Origin of the sequence: Acetobacter sp. AC2005, assembly GCF_037901235.1 — a bacterium.
Lineage (GTDB): Bacteria > Pseudomonadota > Alphaproteobacteria > Acetobacterales > Acetobacteraceae > Acetobacter > Acetobacter oryzoeni.
The window spans coordinates 1,802,501-1,820,946 of record NZ_CP149625.1; the positions used below are offsets into that span (position 1 = coordinate 1,802,501).

An 18,446-nucleotide genomic window follows, 5' to 3' on the forward strand; every position below is an offset into this window, starting at 1 on the left:
GTAAGCGTTCAGAAGCGTTTTGAAGAAGTAGACGTACTCGGATGCGTCATGCTTTGGAGCTGTTTGTATCTGCGTTTGTAGGTATGGATGGTTTCTGTGCATGGGGTGAGTGAGTATGAGAAGGGCATTCGGTGGATGCCTTGGCACTAGGAGGCGACGAAGGACGTAGCACGCTGCGATAAGCTGTGGGGAGCCGCGAGCAGGCATTGATCCGCAGATTTCCGAATGGGGCAACCCACCCAGCGATGGGTATCGTGATCTGAATACATAGGGTTACGAGGCGAACCCGGGGAACTGAAACATCTCAGTACCTGGAGGAAAAGACATCAATTGAGATTCTGCTAGTAGTGGCGAGCGAACGCGGAACAGGCCAGTCATTTTTGAAGAAGAAGCAGAACAGTCTGGAAAGGCTGACCACAGTGGGTGATAGTCCCGTATGTGTAGTGTCTTTGAGAATGCTTGAGTAGGGCGGGGCACGTGAAACCCTGTCTGAACATGGGGGGACCACCCTCCAAGCCTAAATACTCCCTAGTGACCGATAGCGAACAAGTACCGTGAGGGAAAGGTGAAAAGCACCCCGACGAGGGGAGTGAAAGAGACCTGAAACCGGATGCCTACAAGCAGTCGGAGCCTCTTATGGGGTGACGGCGTACCTTTTGTATAATGGGTCAGCGAGTTTCTGTTTGCAGCGAGCTTAAGCCGATAGGTGTAGGCGTAGCGAAAGCGAGTCTGAATAGGGCGCATAGTTGCTGGCAGAAGACCCGAAACCGAGTGATCTAGCCATGGCCAGGCTGAAGGTGCGGTAACACGCACTGGAGGGCCGAACCCACGCCTGTTGAAAAAGTCGGGGATGAGCTGTGGCTAGGGGTGAAAGGCCAATCAAACTCGGAGATAGCTGGTTCTCCGCGAAATCTATTGAGGTAGACCGTCAGGTGGTTACCCCGGGGGGTAGAGCACTGGATGGGCTAGGGGGGCCCAAAGCCTTACCAAACCCAACCAAACTCCGAATACCCGGAAGTATAGCCTGGCAGACAGACAGTGGGTGCTAAGGTCCATTGTCGAGAGGGAAACAGCCCAGACCACCAGCTAAGGCCCCCAAATCGTGGCTAAGTGGGAAAGGATGTGGGGATTCCATAACAACCAGGAGGTTGGCTTAGAAGCAGCCATCCTTTAAAGAAAGCGTAATAGCTCACTGGTCTAATAGAAACCCTGCGCCGAAAATGTAACGGGGCTCAAGCCACGTGCCGAAGCTGTGGGTGCATATCTATGATATGCGCGGTAGCGGAGCGTTCCGTAAGTCTGTGAAGGAGACGGGGTGACCCTCTCTGGAGATATCGGAAGTGCGAATGCTGACATGAGTAGCGACAAACAGTGCGAGAAACACTGTCGCCGAAAGTCCAAGGGTTCCTGCGCAAGGTTAATCCACGCAGGGTTAGTCGGCCCCTAAGGCGAGGGCGAGAGCCGTAGTCGATGGGAAACAGGTGAATATTCCTGTACCTGCCAGAAGTGACGAATGCGATATGTTGTCAGGTCTTAACGGATTGACCTGGCTTTTGGAGCATTCCAGGAAATAGCTCTGGCGTATAGACCGTACCCGAAACCGACACAGGTGGACTGGTAGAGAATACCAAGGCGCTTGAGAGAACGATGCTGAAGGAACTAGGCAAATTGCTCGTGTAACTTCGGGATAAGCGAGACCCGTTGGTGGGCAACCATTGGCGGGTGGCACAGACCAGGGGGTAGCGACTGTTTATTAAAAACACAGGACTCTGCGAAGTCGAAAGACGACGTATAGGGTCTGACGCCTGCCCGGTGCCGGAAGGTTAAGAGGAGGTGTGAGAGCGCTGAATTGAAGCCCCGGTAAACGGCGGCCGTAACTATAACGGTCCTAAGGTAGCGAAATTCCTTGTCGGGTAAGTTCCGACCTGCACGAATGGCGTAACGACTTCCCCGCTGTCTCCAGCATCGGCTCAGCGAAATTGAATTCCCCGTGAAGATGCGGGGTATCCGCGGTCAGACGGAAAGACCCTATGAACCTTTACTGCAGCTTTACAGTGGCATCAGAGACATTCTGTGTAGGATAGGTGGGAGGCTTTGAAGCAGGGGCGCCAGTTCCTGTGGAGCCATCCTTGAAATACCACCCTGAATTTTTCTGATGTCTAACCGTGGTCAGTTAGCCTGATCCGGGACCCTGTATGGTGGGCAGTTTGACTGGGGCGGTCGCCTCCCAAAGTGTAACGGAGGCGCGCGATGGTGGGCTCAGGCCGGTCGGAAACCGGCTGTTGAGTGCAATGGCATAAGCCCGCCTGACTGCGAGAGTGACAGCTCGAGCAGAGACGAAAGTCGGCCATAGTGATCCGGTGGTCCCGCGTGGAAGGGCCATCGCTCAACGGATAAAAGGTACTCTAGGGATAACAGGCTGATCTCCCCCAAGAGTCCACATCGACGGGGAGGTTTGGCACCTCGATGTCGGCTCATCACATCCTGGGGCTGGAGCAGGTCCCAAGGGTTCGGCTGTTCGCCGATTAAAGTGGTACGTGAGCTGGGTTTAGAACGTCGTGAGACAGTTCGGTCCCTATCTGCCGTGGATGTTGGAGACTTGAGAGGATTTGTCCCTAGTACGAGAGGACCGGGATGAACATACCTCTGGTGCACCGGTTGTCGCGCCAGCGGCACCGCCGGGTAGCTAAGTATGGAAGGGATAACCGCTGAAAGCATCTAAGCGGGAAACCCACCTCAAAACTAGGTCTCCCTGAGGGTCGTGGTAGACCACCACGTTAATAGGCCAGGTGTGAAAGCGTGGTAACACGTGCAGCTAACTGGTCCTAATCACCCAATAGGCTCACTCTCTTACTGTCCCCTTAAAAGGACAGCCCGTGCACAGAAATCATCCATATAACGCCTACTTCTTCATAACCAACCGTCCTCCACACACCCCTTACAGGGTGGACTGGATGACCTGGTGGCCATGGCGGGGAGAGATCCACCCGATCCCATCCCGAACTCGGCCGTGAAAACCCCCAGCGCCTATGATACTGTGGCTTAAGCCACGGGAAAGTCGGTCGCCGCCAGGTCTTCCAATCCACCCTATACAAATCTTACCCCTACAAATTTCAACACATCTTCAACCGCGGGGTGGAGCAGCCCGGTAGCTCGTCAGGCTCATAACCTGAAGGCCGCAGGTTCAAATCCTGCCCCCGCAACCATATCTAAAGCCCCGCTCAACCAATCGGTTGGCGGGGCTTTTTTGTGTCTCAAAAACTCTCTAAACACCTTGGTGTCCGCGGCGGGATTCATCTATTTATAGATTTATATTATGAATGTTCAGTTAAACTGAGCATAGGTGTATTAACAATCTATAAAAATTCACCTCTCAGTATGGTCAGTCATAGACCTAATGTTGAGAATCCCGCTTATGAGCAGTCAGATTGATCTGGATAGTGATCAGACTTATAAAAATACGTCTTCAGTTACGACATCCAAGACAACGCTAACCATAGAACTTAGTGATATCGATGATATTACTGTTCAAAATAGCGGAACGCTTTCTTCAACTGCCAAGCGTGGGATTGATACGTCAGGCGAGGCTTCATCTGGTACGTCGGTTACTATTAATAATACGGGGACTATTTCTGGGTCTGATGATGCCATCCGTATTGATGATGCATTGCTCAATGGCACGTTGGTATTGGATAACAGCGGCATCATTCAATCTACAGACGATGGTCAGGCCGTAGATTTTAATTCTGTCAGTTCAGCATCTTCCATTACAATCATTAATGATAGTAACGGCAGCATTAAGTCTACAGATGCAGATGCGCTACGCCCCGGGGCAAATGCAACCATTGAAAATTCTGGTACGATTTATGCAGATGGCGCCAATGGTGCCACAAAGAATGATGGGATCGATTTTCAGGATTACAGCGGAACAGTCGATAATTCCGGTTCTATTTCCGGTGCACGTCACGGCATAACCAGTAGTAGTGATGTTACGGTTGTAAACAAAGCTGGTGGGACAATTACAGGCCGCGATGGGTCGGGTGTTGGGTCAGACGGGAATGGAACTGTCACTAACTACGGAACTATCACCGGAGCCTATGATAATTCTGGTACAGGTGACGGAGACGGTGTTGATATAGATGGTTATGCAAGCATTACTAACTATGGAACCATTCAGGGAACAGGTGCAGGCGGAAACGGAAGTGACGGTTATCCCAATACCAGCGAAGGGGTTTCGATAGGTGGTGGTGATATTGTTAACGAAAGCGGCGCTCTTATAAGTGGCGCAGCAAATGGTATTCTGGTTGATAACAGCAGCCAGGGAGATGCCCCTTATGCAACGACTATTCGCAATAATGGTACCATCCAAGGGTTAGATGGTTACGGTATTCGTATCACTGATACGTTTGGTGATACGATTACAAATGCTGGCACAATTTCTGGAACAACAGATGCCATTCTGCTGGGTGATGGGGATGATACATTAAATATCCAGACAGGTTCTGTTATTTCTGGAACAGTGGATGGTGGTGCGGGTACTAATATTGTTAATCTGTCTGGATCGGGCACATTCGATGGTGCCAATAATTTTCAGACGATGACTGTTTCTGGAAGTTGGATACTCTCAGGAGATCAATCCTATTCCACAATATCTTTGGCTGACAACGCCGCTTTAACCCTTCAGGGCAGCGCACCTTCTACGGAAACAATTACCTTTAGTGGAGGTGCTGAGCTTATTTTAGGTAGTCCGTCATCTTTCAATGCAACACTTTCCAACTTTGCTATCGGCAATATTCTAGATTTCTCGACAGTCACGTATGATACAGAAGCGACTGTGAGTGTATCGGATAACCAGGTTGTTATCAGTAGTGATGGCATTACTTATACACTGACGATCTCTTTAGCGGACACATCAGAACAACTCCAGTTAGCGAAAGATGAAGACGGCTCACTTATGCTGGAAGCCGTGGTATGTTTCCTTCCAGGGGGTATGATTGCTACTCCCGATGGCGAACGTGCTGTGGAAACGTTGCGCCCAGGTATGTCTGTCCTGACTTTTGACGATGGTGAAATCACGCCAAAAGATATCGTATGGGTTGGTTGCCAGCACGTTACAATACGGGCGGATTGTCCACCTGATGTTGGTGGAGTGCCCATCCGTATTTCCAAAGATGCGCTTGCGGTTGGTGTGCCGCATCATGACCTGTTGGTGACACCTGAGCATTGTCTTTATCTGGAAGGGTGTTTTGTGCCCGTTCGGATGCTCGTGAATGGTATGACGATTTCTTATGCACATGAGATACGTTCTTACAAATGTTATCATGTAGAAACACGAGATCACGCCGTAATCCGTGCAAATGGTCTTTTTACAGAAAGCTATCTTGATACCGGAAACCGTCGTAATTTTAACCCACTAGCAGATGGCGCTGTAGTGCCCGCTTTTAATGGGCCTGCACGCAACTGGAATGAACATGCGGCCGCCCAGCTTTGCACAGAGCGTTTTTTTGTTGAGCGGCTTTATCATCAGATCATCCAACGGGCCTGTATGATAGGAGCTATTGCGGCTGAAAACGAGCGAGCATACGTGCAGGATCCTGCGCTTAGGCTGCTTCTGCCAAATGGCTCAAAAATAGTGCCCTTGCGTATTATCGGTCGTCGTTATGTGTTTGCGTTGCCTGCCAATATTGATGTTGTTCGGGTTATCTCTCGTTCAGCCCGTCCGTGCGATACAATTGGCCCGTATGTGGATGATAGACGCAGCCTTGGTGTGTTGATTGGCCGCATTACGGTTTGTGATGCGCACCAAACCTATGACATCAACGCGCATCTCGCTAACGATCTTCCGGGTTGGCATGCGCGGGAAGAGGGGGAATGCCGCTGGATGCAAGGGGATGCCGTGTTGCCAATAGGTTCTTGCAAACCAAGTTGCCACACAATTCTGGTTGTGCATGTTGAAGCCGCTGGCCCATATTTGGCTGACAATAAACCAACAAGCATGGAGCGGGTTGCCATGATAGCGTGATTGGCACCAAGAGGGATTCAGTTAAAAAGCATTCTCCTTTGCTGCGTATTTTGATCACCAAATATGATCTTGTTAATCAGGATAATCTGCAGTAGGCATTATGCATGTCAGCGCGCTCTCATAGTTTGAAGCATCTGGTGGTCTTCTGGCCATTGGTGCTGCTTGCTCTGATTGCGCGTTTAACATTTGGTGGAATTGTTTCCCCAAACATTTTGGTTGAAGATCCGATCAGAGAACTCACGAAACTGAGTATTCTTTGTGACGATCAGTCACCACTTTCTAATCCTGATGGGCAGCAGCATCACGTTTCAGATCAGCAGGATGATGGTTTCCTGTTATCTGAAGCTCTTGAGCTGTTTTTGCTTAGTGTTGCATTCTGTCTTTTTTCTAAGCTGAGCACAGTAAGCGTTTGTCGGGCGTGGATGTTTGCCCCTATCCGTGGGCCACCCGCGCCAAAACGTACATCTCTATGTCCGCAAGGACCTCCCGTCTGACCTGAAATTACAGGGCCGCTCGCGTGTTTTGGCACGCGGGCTTTTTGTGTTGTTCATTCAGGTTCAGAATCATGTTTCATGTTTATGGCACACCCCTTCGGTTTTCCGGGGTGATGGCAGCCGTGTCTCTTCTTTCTGCTGCCAATATGTCTGTTGCTACAGCCCAGATCGCTCGTGGGCGCTTGCAGACACATCACGGCAAACAAGTTTCTTCGGCTACGCATAAGGTAAAAACTGAACAGCTTACGGTAATAGGAAACAGCCGTAATTCCGCAATGGCGCGTCCGGCCGGACAAACAACCTACAGTGCTGACCGAAGCAGTTTTGGCAATCAGATTGGGCAAAGTGTTGCGGACATGGTTGTCACCATTCCCGGCGTAAGTTTCACGCAAGGGAACGGCCCGCGGGATACAGTTGTCTCTGTCAGAGGTTCTGGGGATCGTCAGTCCTACGGTCTAAAAAACTTACAGGTTCTCGAAGATGGTTTTCCGATGACACAACCCGACGGAACCGCGCGTGCCGATCTGATAGACCCTCATGCTTATGAGGGTATGGATGTTTTTGAAGGCCCAGCATCAACCCTTTACAGCAATTATGCCATTAACGGTGCAATCAATTTTCGCACCCGCAAAGGCACCGATATCCATGGCCTTGAGGTTGGTTCTGATTTCGGCAGCTTTGGGATGTTCAACAATTACGCTGCATTAGGATTTGGCAATAAGCGTTATGATCTGATGATTTTTGGAAGCGATGTCCGAGGGAAAGGGTTTATTGCCAATAGCCGGTACAATACATCAACAGAAAATGTGCGGCTGCGTGTTAATCTAACAGCATCAGATCGGCTTATCTTCAAGTTTGTGAATAACGTTACAGATGCTTTCTTACCCGTAAGGCTCTCGCTCAATCAGTATCATACTAACCCTTATCAGAGAGGGTGTTACAATGCAGCAGATGCCGTAGCAGGGTGTGCATCTGTTAATTTGCTTGTCAATGGTCGCTACGGAGCAAAGGAAGCCATGAGCCCGGAAGCGGCGGGGTTAGGCCGCTTTGACCGTCGTACGATTGTCGGCTTGCGTTGGGAGCATGATTTTAATGCCCGTACAATCTGGCGTAATCAGTTTACCTATGATCAGCGCCATATTGATCAGCCAACATCACCAGTAGCTTATGTTGGTCCATACAATTCCTACAATGCCAGTAGCGATGTAACCAACCATGCGCGTCTTGGCGGCAGACCATTGGAAACTTTTGGCGGGATTAGTTTTGATTACCTCGATTTTGGTTCTCAGATATACAACATCATGCCGTTAGGTGGTGCGACCCGTGGCGCAATGAATTCAGAATCTTACGGCCATCAGTGGAATCTTGGTGCACGGTTTCAGGAAGATTGGCATTTAGCTCCCAACTGGCACATGGTTGTGGGGCTTGGTGGAACATATTCCGATATTGGGGCTGCCGAGACACTCTACAGTTACTCTGTTGCGGGCCAAAGTTTACGCTATATTACAGCCAACCGCTTCTACTTCAATCTGGCTCCAGAAGGAGCATTAATTTATACGCCATCAAAGAAATGGACACTCCATACGCGTGTTGGAACGGCATATGGAACGCCATCATCTTCAAATCTATTTATTACGCCGCAGGGGCAGTATGGGAACAATACGCAACTGAAAAGCCAGACAAGTGTTGGCATTGATCTTGGTGCAGATTGGCACCCTTCTTCTAACATGAGTATTCAGGCAACGGGGTTTTACGAGTTCTATAACAATGAGCTTGTCAGCCAGTCTGCCGGTGTAAATGCGGTTGGTTCCTATACGTTTAATGCACCAGCTTCCCAGCATCGGGGGATTGTTCTGGGTCTGGAGTGGAAGCCACTTCCCACAATGCTGCCTGGGGGGCGGATCAAGCTTAGCTATACTTATGATAATCAGGTTTATACAAATTATACGGAAGTCCTTTCAAATAGTAACCTTTCGCGTAGTTTCAGCCGTAACGGAAAGTCTATTCCCGGGGTTATTCCCAATTTTCTGAATGCGCGTTTTTTATACGATCAGCCTAATGGCATTTTGGAAGGGTTGGGTGGTTACGCCGAAGTGACATGGCGGGATTCATACTGGCTGGATAATGCCAATCGTCTGAAAGCGCCGGGTTACGCGCTGCTGAATTTGGAAGTGCATTATGATCCGCCAACCCGGCTTGGTTGGGCGCATCGGCTGCATTGGTATTTTGAAGTGCTGAATGTCACAAACCAAACATACATTGCAGGGGCCACAAATATCAGTGACAGCTTGCAGGCTAACGGACAACAGGCAACAGCCCGCACGCTTATGAACAGCACAGGATCTATCTATGCGGGATCACCCAGAGCATATTTTGGCGGTGTGCGTATTCGATTTTGAAAAAGTCAGGAAACACTTATGCCGGATGATTTTTTGGCGGTGGTAAAAGCTGTTTAAGGTCAACTGCAATCTGATGGGCGCTAGAATCAACCGGTATCATGCCGACCAGATGGTTCTGACCATCCATCAGATACAGGAGCGAACTATGATCCATAAGGTAACCATTCCCTGTATTTGCACGGCGCCGTGCTGAGACATGAAATGCGGTCATGATAGGTTGAAGTTCTGCTTCAGTTCCGGTGAGCCCCACAATGCGCGTTGAAAAACGTTGGATATACTCTTTTACAACAGGCGGTGTGTCTCGCGCTGCGTCAACTGAAATGAAAATGGGCGTAACCTCTTGCCCTTGGGGGCCTAGTTCGTCCAGAGCCGCCGAGACAGTGGCAAGTGTAAGTGGACAAACATCCACGCAATGTGTGTAACCAAAGTAGATAAGCGTATAATGACCGTGAAAATCTGCCTGTGAAACCATGCGCCCGTTTTCATTCGTCAGGGTATAAGGGCCGCCAATCTGAGTGTGTGGGTGCGCTGTTAGAACAGCACGCAGCCCAGTCGCACTGATAAGAAGAGCCAAGCTAATTCCGACAACGGGTAAGGCCATTTTCCAATTTTGTTTGCGTGGAGAAATGGATTTTTTCTTATGAGATAAAGGGTTGCGTTGGCTCTTCTGGATCATGAACACATTATAGCAAACAGCACAGATATCTGCAGCAATGCATTGTTATTTCCGATAGGGCAGTGGGTTGCATATTTGGGAGAAGAGGCCGGAACAGGGGCAGCCTATTCAGCGTTAAGGGCTGTACTATGTCTTGCGCATAAATAACGATTTCTTCGGATAAAAACATGTCGACGCGGAAATCTCACAGAAGGGTTGTACATCGGGTTAGATTATGAAAAAGTCTATTTTGTGTAAAAGAAATTTTCGTAAGCTATAAGAAAACCCGATGCAGACAGAGTGTAGCGCAGGCGCGTATGAATTTCCAGCCTCCTGTGGACGGCGTGTTGTGGCCCGTTTTGACGGGGGTCGCATGAGTTCGGATGGGGGCGTCATTCTGGTGAAGCAGGCTGATGATATTCTGGGTCTCAGCCGCCGCTTTGCTGCCTGTTTTCGCGATAAGCGGCATCCCGGCTTTGTGGAATACCGGGTTGAAGACCTTGTCCGTCAGCGGATCATGGGCCTGGCACTGGGCTATGAAGATCTCAATGATCACGATGCCCTGCGGCATGACCTGATCTTTGGTCTGGCCTCGGGCCGTCTGTCAGGAGGCCGGGCAAACTGCGCAGCACTGGCAGGAAAATCCACGCTGAACCGGCTGGAGCGCAGTGGCCACAAGGCAGATCGTTACTGCCGCATCATTGCTGATCATGAGGCCCTGGCTACCCTGTTCGTGACGCTCTTCATGGACCAGCATGAGCGCGCACCCGCCCGGATCGTTCTGGATGTGGATGCCACCGATGACCGTATCCATGGCCATCAGGAAGGCCGGGCCTTTCATGGGTATTACGGCCATAACTGCTATCTGCCGTTATACATCTTCTGCGGAGACCATCTCCTGAGCGCCACCCTGCGCACGGCAGACCGGGACCCGGGGAAGGAAGCACTGGCAGACATCAGCCGGATCGTGGAGCAGATTAGGAACCGCTGGCCCCGGGTGCGTATCCTGGTGCGTGGGGACAGCGGTTTCGCCCGGGACAGTCTGATGACATGGTGCGAAGACAACCACGTTGACTTCCTGTTCGGGCTTGCAGGCAACACCCGCCTGTATGACCGGATTGCCTCTTTGTCCGCTGAGGTTCGTGACGAAGCCGCCACGACAGGCAGAGCTGCGCGCGGTTTCGCCTCCTTTGACTGGATCACAAAGGACAGCTGGACGCGCCGCAGGCGGGTGGTGGCCAAGGCCGAATGGCGCCACGGCAACCGCTATCATCGCTTTATTGTCACCACGCTACCGCAGGGAATGTCCGACCCCCGCCATCTCTACGAACAGATTTACTGCGCACGCGGGGATATGGAAAACCGCATCAAGGAATGCCAGATGGATCTGTTCTCAGACAGGACCTCGTCCCACACCATCCGGGCCAACCAGCTCCGGCTGTGGTTCTCGGCCGCAGCCTATGTCCTGCTGACCGCTCTGCAAAGACTGGCCCTTGGCCAGACCAGCCTGGAGACGGCGACCTGTGGCACCATACGCGCACGACTGCTCAAAATCGCGACACGTGTAACGCTCAGCGTCCGTCGGATTGTCCTGTTCATGCCGGACATGTTCCCCTGTCAGCACGAATTCGCCCTCGCTCATGCACGATTGCGAAGGCTCCGGCAGGCCATCTGAAGAAACAGACAGTGCACAGACCACATAGCTTCCACCAACACTGCCTTCTCAGGCCGTGACACCCTCACTGCGTTCAGAACCCGCCGCCAGAAGCAGAATATCGTCAATATTCCAGATCGGGCTCCTGTGGGATGACTGAATTCTACAAAATGACCCGAAATTGCCTCAAGTGTGAGAAATCAGCGTCGAAACCTGTTCTTGTTATTGGCGCAGGTCCTGTGGGCCTGACTATGGCCATAGAATTGGCCCGTTATGGGGTGCTTGTCAGAATTATCGATAAGTTGCCAACACGCACTACGCAATCTCGGGCATTGGCGATATGGCCCCGAACTTTGGAACTGCTGCAAGCTGCAGGGTGTGTTGAGGCTTTTGTTGCTCATGGGCTGCATACGAAAGCTCTTGGGATCTATTGGCGTAATAAAATACTTGGTTGCCTTTCCTTTAGGACAATCCCTTCTGAATTTGATTATTTGCTGATGCTACCACAATCGGAAACAGAGAGGTTGTTGGAAGAATACCTTAAAACTCTTGGTTGCTCTGTTGAGCGTGAAACGGAAATCACAGACTTTCTGGATAAGGCAGAGAGTGTTTTATGCACGCTTAAACATAAGGAGGGGAGTGAACAGTTAGAAGCTGCATGGCTTATAGGCTGTGATGGTGCCCATTCTTTCGTACGCAACAGGCTTGGTATAGTGTTTGAAGGAGACACGATCCCCATAAATTTTGTGCTTGCTGATGTAAGTATAACAGGTCTTTCTATTCCATCTGTCGAACCAGCTATTTTCTGGAGTTCTGATGGCGCAGTCATGATTTTTCCAATATCACATGACCGCTACCGTATTATTGCAGATATTGGGTCAAATCCAGCGCATATGCCGAATTTGGAAGAAATGCAGACCATCATAAACCAACGCGGGCCGGGTGGAATTGCTTTGTCCGATCCGATATGGCTATCTGGCTTTAATATTAATGAACGCAAAGTTCGAGAATATCGTAAAAACCGTGTATTTTTGGCAGGCGATGCAGCACATGTTCATAGTCCTGCAGGTGGACAAGGCATGAATATAGGCATGCAAGATGCCTTTAATCTTGCATGGAAGCTAGCCCTTGTAGAACAGGGAAAAGCTAAACCCTTCCTTCTGGATAGTTATAGTATTGAACGCAATGGTGTGGCGCAGCAGATATTGTCGGTCTCTAGGTGGATGACTAAAGTTGTTCTCGTTAGAAATCATCGGTTGCAGAAAGTACGCAATGTTATTGTGAAATTGGTTTTCAGTATTCCGATAATTCGTCGCGCTCTTGCTAACAGGCTGTCTGGTATCAGAATCAATTATCCTGATAGTCCTCTCAGTGCAGGTTCACGACGTGGTTTATATAGCCCTGGAGAAAGATTGCCTTTAAAGCATCACTTCCATCAGGGTGATACTCCGCGTTTTTTGCTTGCAGCCAAACACAGCGTAAAAGCACGTAATATGCTTTTACGTTATGTATCCTTGTTAGAACCAGAATTATACGTACCACCGTATGCAAATGGTATTTGGCTTATAAGACCGGATGGTTATGTTGCAGTGGCAGCTCAAGGTGGAGACTGGACAATTATTGATACATTTTTATCTAGTATATCCGTAAAGAAACATCAGTAATTTAAAATATATTTACGTAATTATAAAGCAACCTCTTCAAAATATGGGCGTTTATTCACTTCACCCCTTGGAGGAGATTCCAAAAATGAATGTGAGTGAATTCTTATGGAAACGTCTTCAGGAGTGGGGGCTCAAACGTGCCTATGGTTATCCGGGCGATGGAGTGGGTGGTATTGATGTCGCGCTTCAAAAAGAAATTAATGCCGGGAACTTTGAATATATTCAAGTGCGGCATGAAGAAATGGCAGCATTTATGGCCACGGCTCATGCCAAATTTACAGGGCAAGTGGGACTCTGCTTTGCGACATCCGGCCCCGGCGCGATCCACCTTTTAAATGGACTGTATGATGCCAAGCTAGATCATGTTGGTGTTGTGGCCATTATGGGCCAGCAGGCACGGGTAGCGATTGGCTCCAATTACCAGCAGGAAGTTGATCTGCAATCACTCTGCAAGGATGTCGCTTGCGAATATATCGTGACAGTAACTGAACCATCACAGATCCGCCACGCGATTGATCGTGCAGTACGGATTGCACGAGATAAACGTGCCCCCACGGTTATTATTGTGCCTAATGATTTACAGTTACTCCCTTATTCAGAACCACTTATGGCGCACGGCTTTACGCACACGGGCATTGGCAGAACAACTGTTAGCAAAGTGCCAGAAGATGAAGCCTTACGTGCGGCTGCCGAGATACTGAATGCAGGAAAAAAAGTTGCAATTCTTGCTGGGGCTGGCGCGTTGGATGCAACAGATGAGCTTGTGGATATTGCGGAAATACTTGGTGCAGGTATAGCCAAAGCTCTTTTGGGTAAGGCGGTAGTTCCTGATGACTTGCCTTTCGTTACCGGTTCCATTGGCTTGTTGGGTACAAAACCTTCGTGGGACTTAATGAAAGAATGCGATACCTTTTTAATGGTTGGCTCAGCCTTTCCCTATAGTGAATTTCTGCCCAAACCAGGACAGGCGCGTGGTGTGCAAATTGATATCAACAGTGCCAATCTTTCCCTGCGTTACCCAATGGAAGTGAATCTTCAAGGTGATAGCGTAGCAACATTGCGAGCCCTTGTGCCGCTCCTTCGGCGCAACCACAATCGTTCGTGGCGGGTGCGAATTGAAAAAGAGGTGGCTAAATGGTGGAAGGTTCTGGAAACGCGCGCCATGGCGCGTGCACAGCCTCTTAATCCCCAACGTGTATTTTGGGAGCTTTCATCCCGTTTGCCAGAAAATGCTATTATTACGGCAGATTCTGGTTCTGTTGCCAATTGGTATGCGCGGGACCTTAAAATACGACGAGGCATGAAGGCTTCTCTTTCGGGTGGGTTGGCATCTCTTGGGGCAGGCACACCATACGCTATGGCAGGAAAAATGGCGTTTCCAGAACGCACAGTTATTGCCTGTATGGGAGATGGCGCCATGCAGATGAATGGTTTAAATGTTATGATTACAATTTCCAAATACTGGAAGCAGTGGTCCAACCCAAAATTGATTGTTCTTGTATTAAACAATCAGGATCTGAATCAGGTAACTTGGGAAGAGCGTATTCAGCTAGGTAAAGGTAAGACGGAATCAACTCAATCTATTCCTGATTTTCCTTACCATAAGTATGCAGAACTGCTGGGACTTAAGGGGATTTATGTTGATGATCCAGAAAAAGTGGCGGCCGCATGGGAAGAGGCCCTAGATGCAGATAGGCCAGTTATTCTTGAAGCCCGAACAGATCCCAATGTGCCGCCATTGCCTCCTCATATTACTTTACAGCAAGCCAAGGCCTTTCTTTCATCATTGCCAACAGATGCAGAACGTAGCAGTGTAATTAGTAGATCAGCTAAACAGATTTTTGCGTCTATTATGCCTGCACGTAAATCATAATCCGTTGGGTAAAATCTTTGGCCGCCTATTAAAAACAAGGCGGCTGTAAGTTTTTTGTTTTTACCTGCGGCATCTTTATTCTAAAGCATAGGTCTTCCGCCAGTTACGGGAAGAACAGCGCCTGTTGTGTAACTTGCTTCATCTGAAGCGAACATGACGTAGGCAGAAGCGAGTTCTGCTGGTTGTGCTGGCCGGCCAAGAGGAGTGTTTTTACCAAATTTGGCAATCTCTTCCTGCGGCATTGTTGATGGAATAAGTGGTGTCCAAACTGGACCAGGTGCAACAGCATTTACACGAATATTTTTTTCTCCCAACATTTGGGCAAGGCCCGCTGTAAAATTGGAAATAGCTGCTTTTGTGGCAGCATAGACAGGCAAATGCGGGGATGGTTGTACAGCGTTGATCGAAGTTGTGTTAATAATCGAAGCCCCACTGCTTAAATATGGCAAAGCTGCCTGACAGAGAAAAAACATACCGTAAAAATTTGTACGGAACGTAGTGTCAAGCTCTTCTTCATCAATTTCGGAAAGATTTTTAATAGATTTTTGATGAGCCGCATTGTTTACCAAAATATTGAGATTTCCGAATGCATCTATTGTACGTTTTATAATATCGTTACAATGTGAGCGTAATCGAATATCTCCCGGGAGTAAGATTGCCCGGCGCCCGGCTTTTTCTACCCATTCAGCTGTTGTCTGAGCATCTTTGTCTTCTGTATAATAAGCAATTGCGATATCTGCACCTTCACGTGCAAAAGCAATGGCAACTGCTCGACCTATTCCAGAATCTGCTCCTGTTATCAAAGCAACTTTACCAGAAAGTTTGCCAGATCCTCGATAACTTTCTTCCCCATGATCGGGGATAGGATTCATTTTGTCTGTTTCACCAGGAACTGCCTGATGTTGAGGGGGAATTCTTTCTTCATGTACCATCATATTTGCTCCTAAAGAGTGCGTTATGTTGAATTTTTCTTGCGAGTTTGAGCGGCTTTTCGTGCAAAGGCAGAGCGCTCTTCTGCCGTCCGGTGGGCGGAGGCCTCTCCACCCGCTTTGCCTCCTTTGCGTGAGGGAGCATGTGTTACGGGATGGCCTCTTCCTGATCCACTTTTCTTGCCACCACCGGTTTCTTTGTTAACCGTAGCCCAAGCCCGGCGTTCAGCTTCCTTTTCACTGACACCATGTTGCTCATAGCTTTTTTCGATATGTTCAGCTTGTCGTTTTTGCTTGTCTGTGTAAGCAGATTTGTCACCACGAGGCATGATTTATGCTCCGTTTTTATGGTTCTAACTTTCTTTTCGTATGTCACGAAAGAAAGATATATGTTTGATAGTAACGTTGAGTAATGAGAAAAGTTTTTATTAAATCAGACTGTTCTATACACTGTTAATGAAAATTTAAGTTCCAAGGAGTTCAAAAAGTAAAACGGAACGTTCGGTGACAGTAAAAACTCTTTTCTGTTCAAAGATATCCTTTTCTATTTCATCGCCAGCATCGGGACGGTTGGTATCAAGAAGCAACTTCCAATCTCCGCCTTCAGCTTCTGGTAAAGTAAATTCCACGCTGTCTGTCCAGCCGTTTAAAATCAGGAATAATGTTGCATCTCCACCACGTTGCATAATTCCACTCGGTTGGGCGCGCCCATCTAACATAAGACCAAAGCATTGTGCATGGTCCCATTCTTCCTGCATTATTTCCATGCCATTAGCGCTAATCCAGGTAAGTTCTTTAATATCCAGTTCTTTGTTGTAAGCTTCAGTAAGAAAACGGCTACGCCGTAAAATAGGAAAACGCTTTCTAAGATAGAGTATTCTTTGTGTGAAAGTTTTTAGGGTTTGCCCTTCTTCTTCAATGTTCCAGTTTATCCATGATATATCGTTATCTTGGCAATATGCATTGTTGTTTCCATTTTGAGTGCGACCAAATTCATCCCCTGCCAGAAGCATGGGAGTTCCTTGTGAGAACAGGAGAGTTGCCAACATATTTCGGCATTGTCTCCAGCGTAATGTATTAATATTTTTATCGTGAGTAGGGCCTTCTATGCCATAGTTACAGGAACGGTTGTTGTCTGATCCGTCTTTGCCATCTTCACCATTGGCGTCGTTGTGTTTGTCGTTGTAGGAGACACAATCTTTAAGTGTGAAACCATCATGGGCTGTAATAAAGTTAATGCTCGCCCATGCCTGACGGCCGCTATGGTTAAAAAGGTCCGGACTACCAAGAAGGCGCGGTGCCAGAGCAGCAGCACGTGCTTCTCCTCGCCAGAAATCACGCACGGTATCACGAAATTGGTCATTCCATTCTGCCCAACTGGGAGGGAAATTTCCAACCTGATATCCACCGGGGCCAATATCCCATGGTTCGGCAATGAGTTTGAGATGCGCCAAGGTGGGGTCTTGTCGGCAGACGCGTAAAAAACCAGCTTGGCGGTCAAAACCATTTTTTTCCCGCGCTAGAATAGAGCCAAGATCAAAGCGAAAACCATCCACGCCCATTTCTTCAGCCCAGTAACGTAAGCTGTCTGCCACAAACTTTATGACGTGCAGGGTATTCAGATTGAACGTGTTGCCGGTGCCTGTATCATTGATGTAATAGCGAAAATTATCAGGTGTGAGCCGATAGTAAGAGGCATTGTCCAATCCTTTAAAGGACAACGTGGGGCCAAGTTCATTACCTTCTGCCGTATGATTATAGACGACATCCATAATAACTTCCAAATGAGCTTCATGGCAGCGCGCAACCATCTGCCGGAACTCTGCTGTTGGATCAGCATGGTTTGCAGCATAGCGCGTATCTGGGGAGAAGAAACCGATGGTATTATAGCCCCAATAATTTGTAAGACCTTTTTCTATAAGAGATTGAGGGTTTACAAAACTCTGGATAGGCAGAAGTTCAATAGAGGTTATGCCTAAATACTTGATATAATCCAATACAGAATCATGGCAGAATCCGGCATAGGTGCCGCGTAAATTCTCAGGCACCAAAGGGTTATTTTGTGTAAATCCCTTAACATGTGTTTCGTAAATAACAGTATCAGACCAATTTATTTTTAGTGGTTTGTTTTTTCTTTCTGATGGTGTGGAAATAATGCATTTCGGAATAAAAGGTGCGCTATCTTGCTCATCAAAACTTAAATCCAAATCAGGATGTCCCAGTTGATACCCAAAAAGGGCAGGGTTCCATTCCAGATTTCCCAAGTGGCTGCGAGCATATGGGTCTAAAAGCAGTTTGTTGGGGTTAAAACGGTGTCCAGCATCGGGCTCGTAGGGGCCATGTGCACGTAACCCATAAAGCTGGCCCGGATGTAAATCAGGTATCCAACCGTGGAAGACTTGATCTGTGTATTCTGGAAGACGAATACGGTTTGTTTCTGTTTTTCCATCCTGATCAAAAAGACAGATATCTACAGCCGTAGCGTTGGCAGAAAAAACAGCAAAATTAACACCAGATCCATCATATGTTGCCCCAAGTTCTACGGGGTTTCCTTCATGTAGGCGCTGACGAAGCGGAAGACTCATTGGCAGTGTCCTCATTCATTTTTCACCCCTTGGCGAAAATATGGCACAGCATAAGTCCGTAACGCATGGTCATTGCGAAAATTCAGTAACATAATCGTGTGTGAGGGACATTTTAGGAAGGTCAACGTTCTATATGTCATAGCTACTGATAGCTGCGTCATGCCTGTCAGG

Annotated in this window: 10 protein-coding genes, 1 tRNA gene and 2 rRNA genes; 9 read left to right on the forward strand and 4 right to left on the reverse strand. The window is 48.5% G+C overall.

Features of this window, described 5'->3' with window-relative positions; translation table 11 throughout:
• Nucleotides 1-107: 107 nt before the first annotated feature.
• The 6 genes from QQM41_RS08715 (at nucleotide 108) to QQM41_RS08740 (ending at nucleotide 8,915) form a co-directional block, all read left to right on the forward strand.
• Nucleotides 108-2,850, forward strand: a 23S ribosomal RNA gene (locus tag QQM41_RS08715).
• 108 nt (nucleotides 2,851-2,958) lie between these two features.
• Nucleotides 2,959-3,074 (forward strand): 5S ribosomal RNA (rrf, locus tag QQM41_RS08720).
• A 55-nt stretch (nucleotides 3,075-3,129) separates the two neighbouring features.
• A tRNA-Met gene (locus tag QQM41_RS08725) sits at nucleotides 3,130-3,206 on the forward strand.
• Nucleotides 3,207-3,364: 158 nt separating this feature from the next.
• Nucleotides 3,365-6,022 carry a Hint domain-containing protein gene (locus tag QQM41_RS08730; RefSeq protein ID WP_339078094.1) on the forward strand — a complete coding sequence of 886 codons (2,658 nt, stop codon included), beginning with the start codon at nucleotides 3,365-3,367 and terminating at the stop codon, nucleotides 6,020-6,022.
• 104 nt (nucleotides 6,023-6,126) lie between these two features.
• A complete protein-coding gene (locus tag QQM41_RS08735; RefSeq protein ID WP_339076883.1) occupies nucleotides 6,127-6,516 on the forward strand; it encodes a hypothetical protein in 390 nt (129 codons plus the stop codon).
• 23 nt (nucleotides 6,517-6,539) lie between these two features.
• The gene (locus QQM41_RS08740; protein ID WP_339076884.1) at nucleotides 6,540-8,915 is read left to right on the forward strand and encodes a TonB-dependent receptor domain-containing protein; all 2,376 of its coding nucleotides are present in this window, start codon (nucleotides 6,540-6,542) and stop codon (nucleotides 8,913-8,915) included.
• A 16-nt stretch (nucleotides 8,916-8,931) separates the two neighbouring features.
• Here the strand turns inward: QQM41_RS08740 and QQM41_RS08745 are convergent, their stop codons facing one another.
• A complete protein-coding gene (locus tag QQM41_RS08745; RefSeq protein WP_339076885.1) occupies nucleotides 8,932-9,489 on the reverse strand; it encodes an SCO family protein in 558 nt (185 codons plus the stop codon).
• A 370-nt stretch (nucleotides 9,490-9,859) separates the two neighbouring features.
• Here QQM41_RS08745 and QQM41_RS08750 point away from each other — a divergent pair, with 370 nt between their 5' ends.
• The 3 genes from QQM41_RS08750 to QQM41_RS08760 all read left to right on the forward strand — a co-directional run bounded on the left by QQM41_RS08750 (nucleotide 9,860) and on the right by QQM41_RS08760 (nucleotide 14,761).
• A complete protein-coding gene (locus QQM41_RS08750; protein ID WP_012812583.1) occupies nucleotides 9,860-11,245 on the forward strand; it encodes an IS1380-like element IS1380A family transposase in 1,386 nt (461 codons plus the stop codon).
• A gap of 131 nt (nucleotides 11,246-11,376) precedes the next feature.
• Nucleotides 11,377-12,888, forward strand: coding sequence for an FAD-dependent monooxygenase (locus tag QQM41_RS08755; RefSeq protein ID WP_339076886.1), 1,512 nt, complete (start codon nucleotides 11,377-11,379; stop codon nucleotides 12,886-12,888).
• Nucleotides 12,889-12,973: 85 nt separating this feature from the next.
• Nucleotides 12,974-14,761: a thiamine pyrophosphate-requiring protein gene (locus tag QQM41_RS08760; protein WP_339076887.1), complete on the forward strand. Its 1,788-nt coding sequence runs from the start codon at nucleotides 12,974-12,976 to the stop codon at nucleotides 14,759-14,761.
• An 80-nt stretch (nucleotides 14,762-14,841) separates the two neighbouring features.
• Here the strand turns inward: QQM41_RS08760 and QQM41_RS08765 are convergent, their stop codons facing one another.
• The 3 genes from QQM41_RS08765 to glgX form a co-directional block, all read right to left on the reverse strand.
• Nucleotides 14,842-15,696: a glucose 1-dehydrogenase gene (locus QQM41_RS08765; protein WP_339076888.1), complete on the reverse strand. Its 855-nt coding sequence runs from the start codon at nucleotides 15,694-15,696 to the stop codon at nucleotides 14,842-14,844.
• Between the two features lie 20 nt (nucleotides 15,697-15,716).
• A complete protein-coding gene (locus QQM41_RS08770; RefSeq protein ID WP_339076889.1) occupies nucleotides 15,717-16,019 on the reverse strand; it encodes a plasmid stabilization protein in 303 nt (100 codons plus the stop codon).
• 135 nt (nucleotides 16,020-16,154) lie between these two features.
• Nucleotides 16,155-18,275, reverse strand: coding sequence for a glycogen debranching protein GlgX (gene glgX / locus QQM41_RS08775; RefSeq protein ID WP_339076890.1), 2,121 nt, complete (start codon nucleotides 18,273-18,275; stop codon nucleotides 16,155-16,157).
• Between the last annotated feature and the right edge of the window lie 171 nt (nucleotides 18,276-18,446).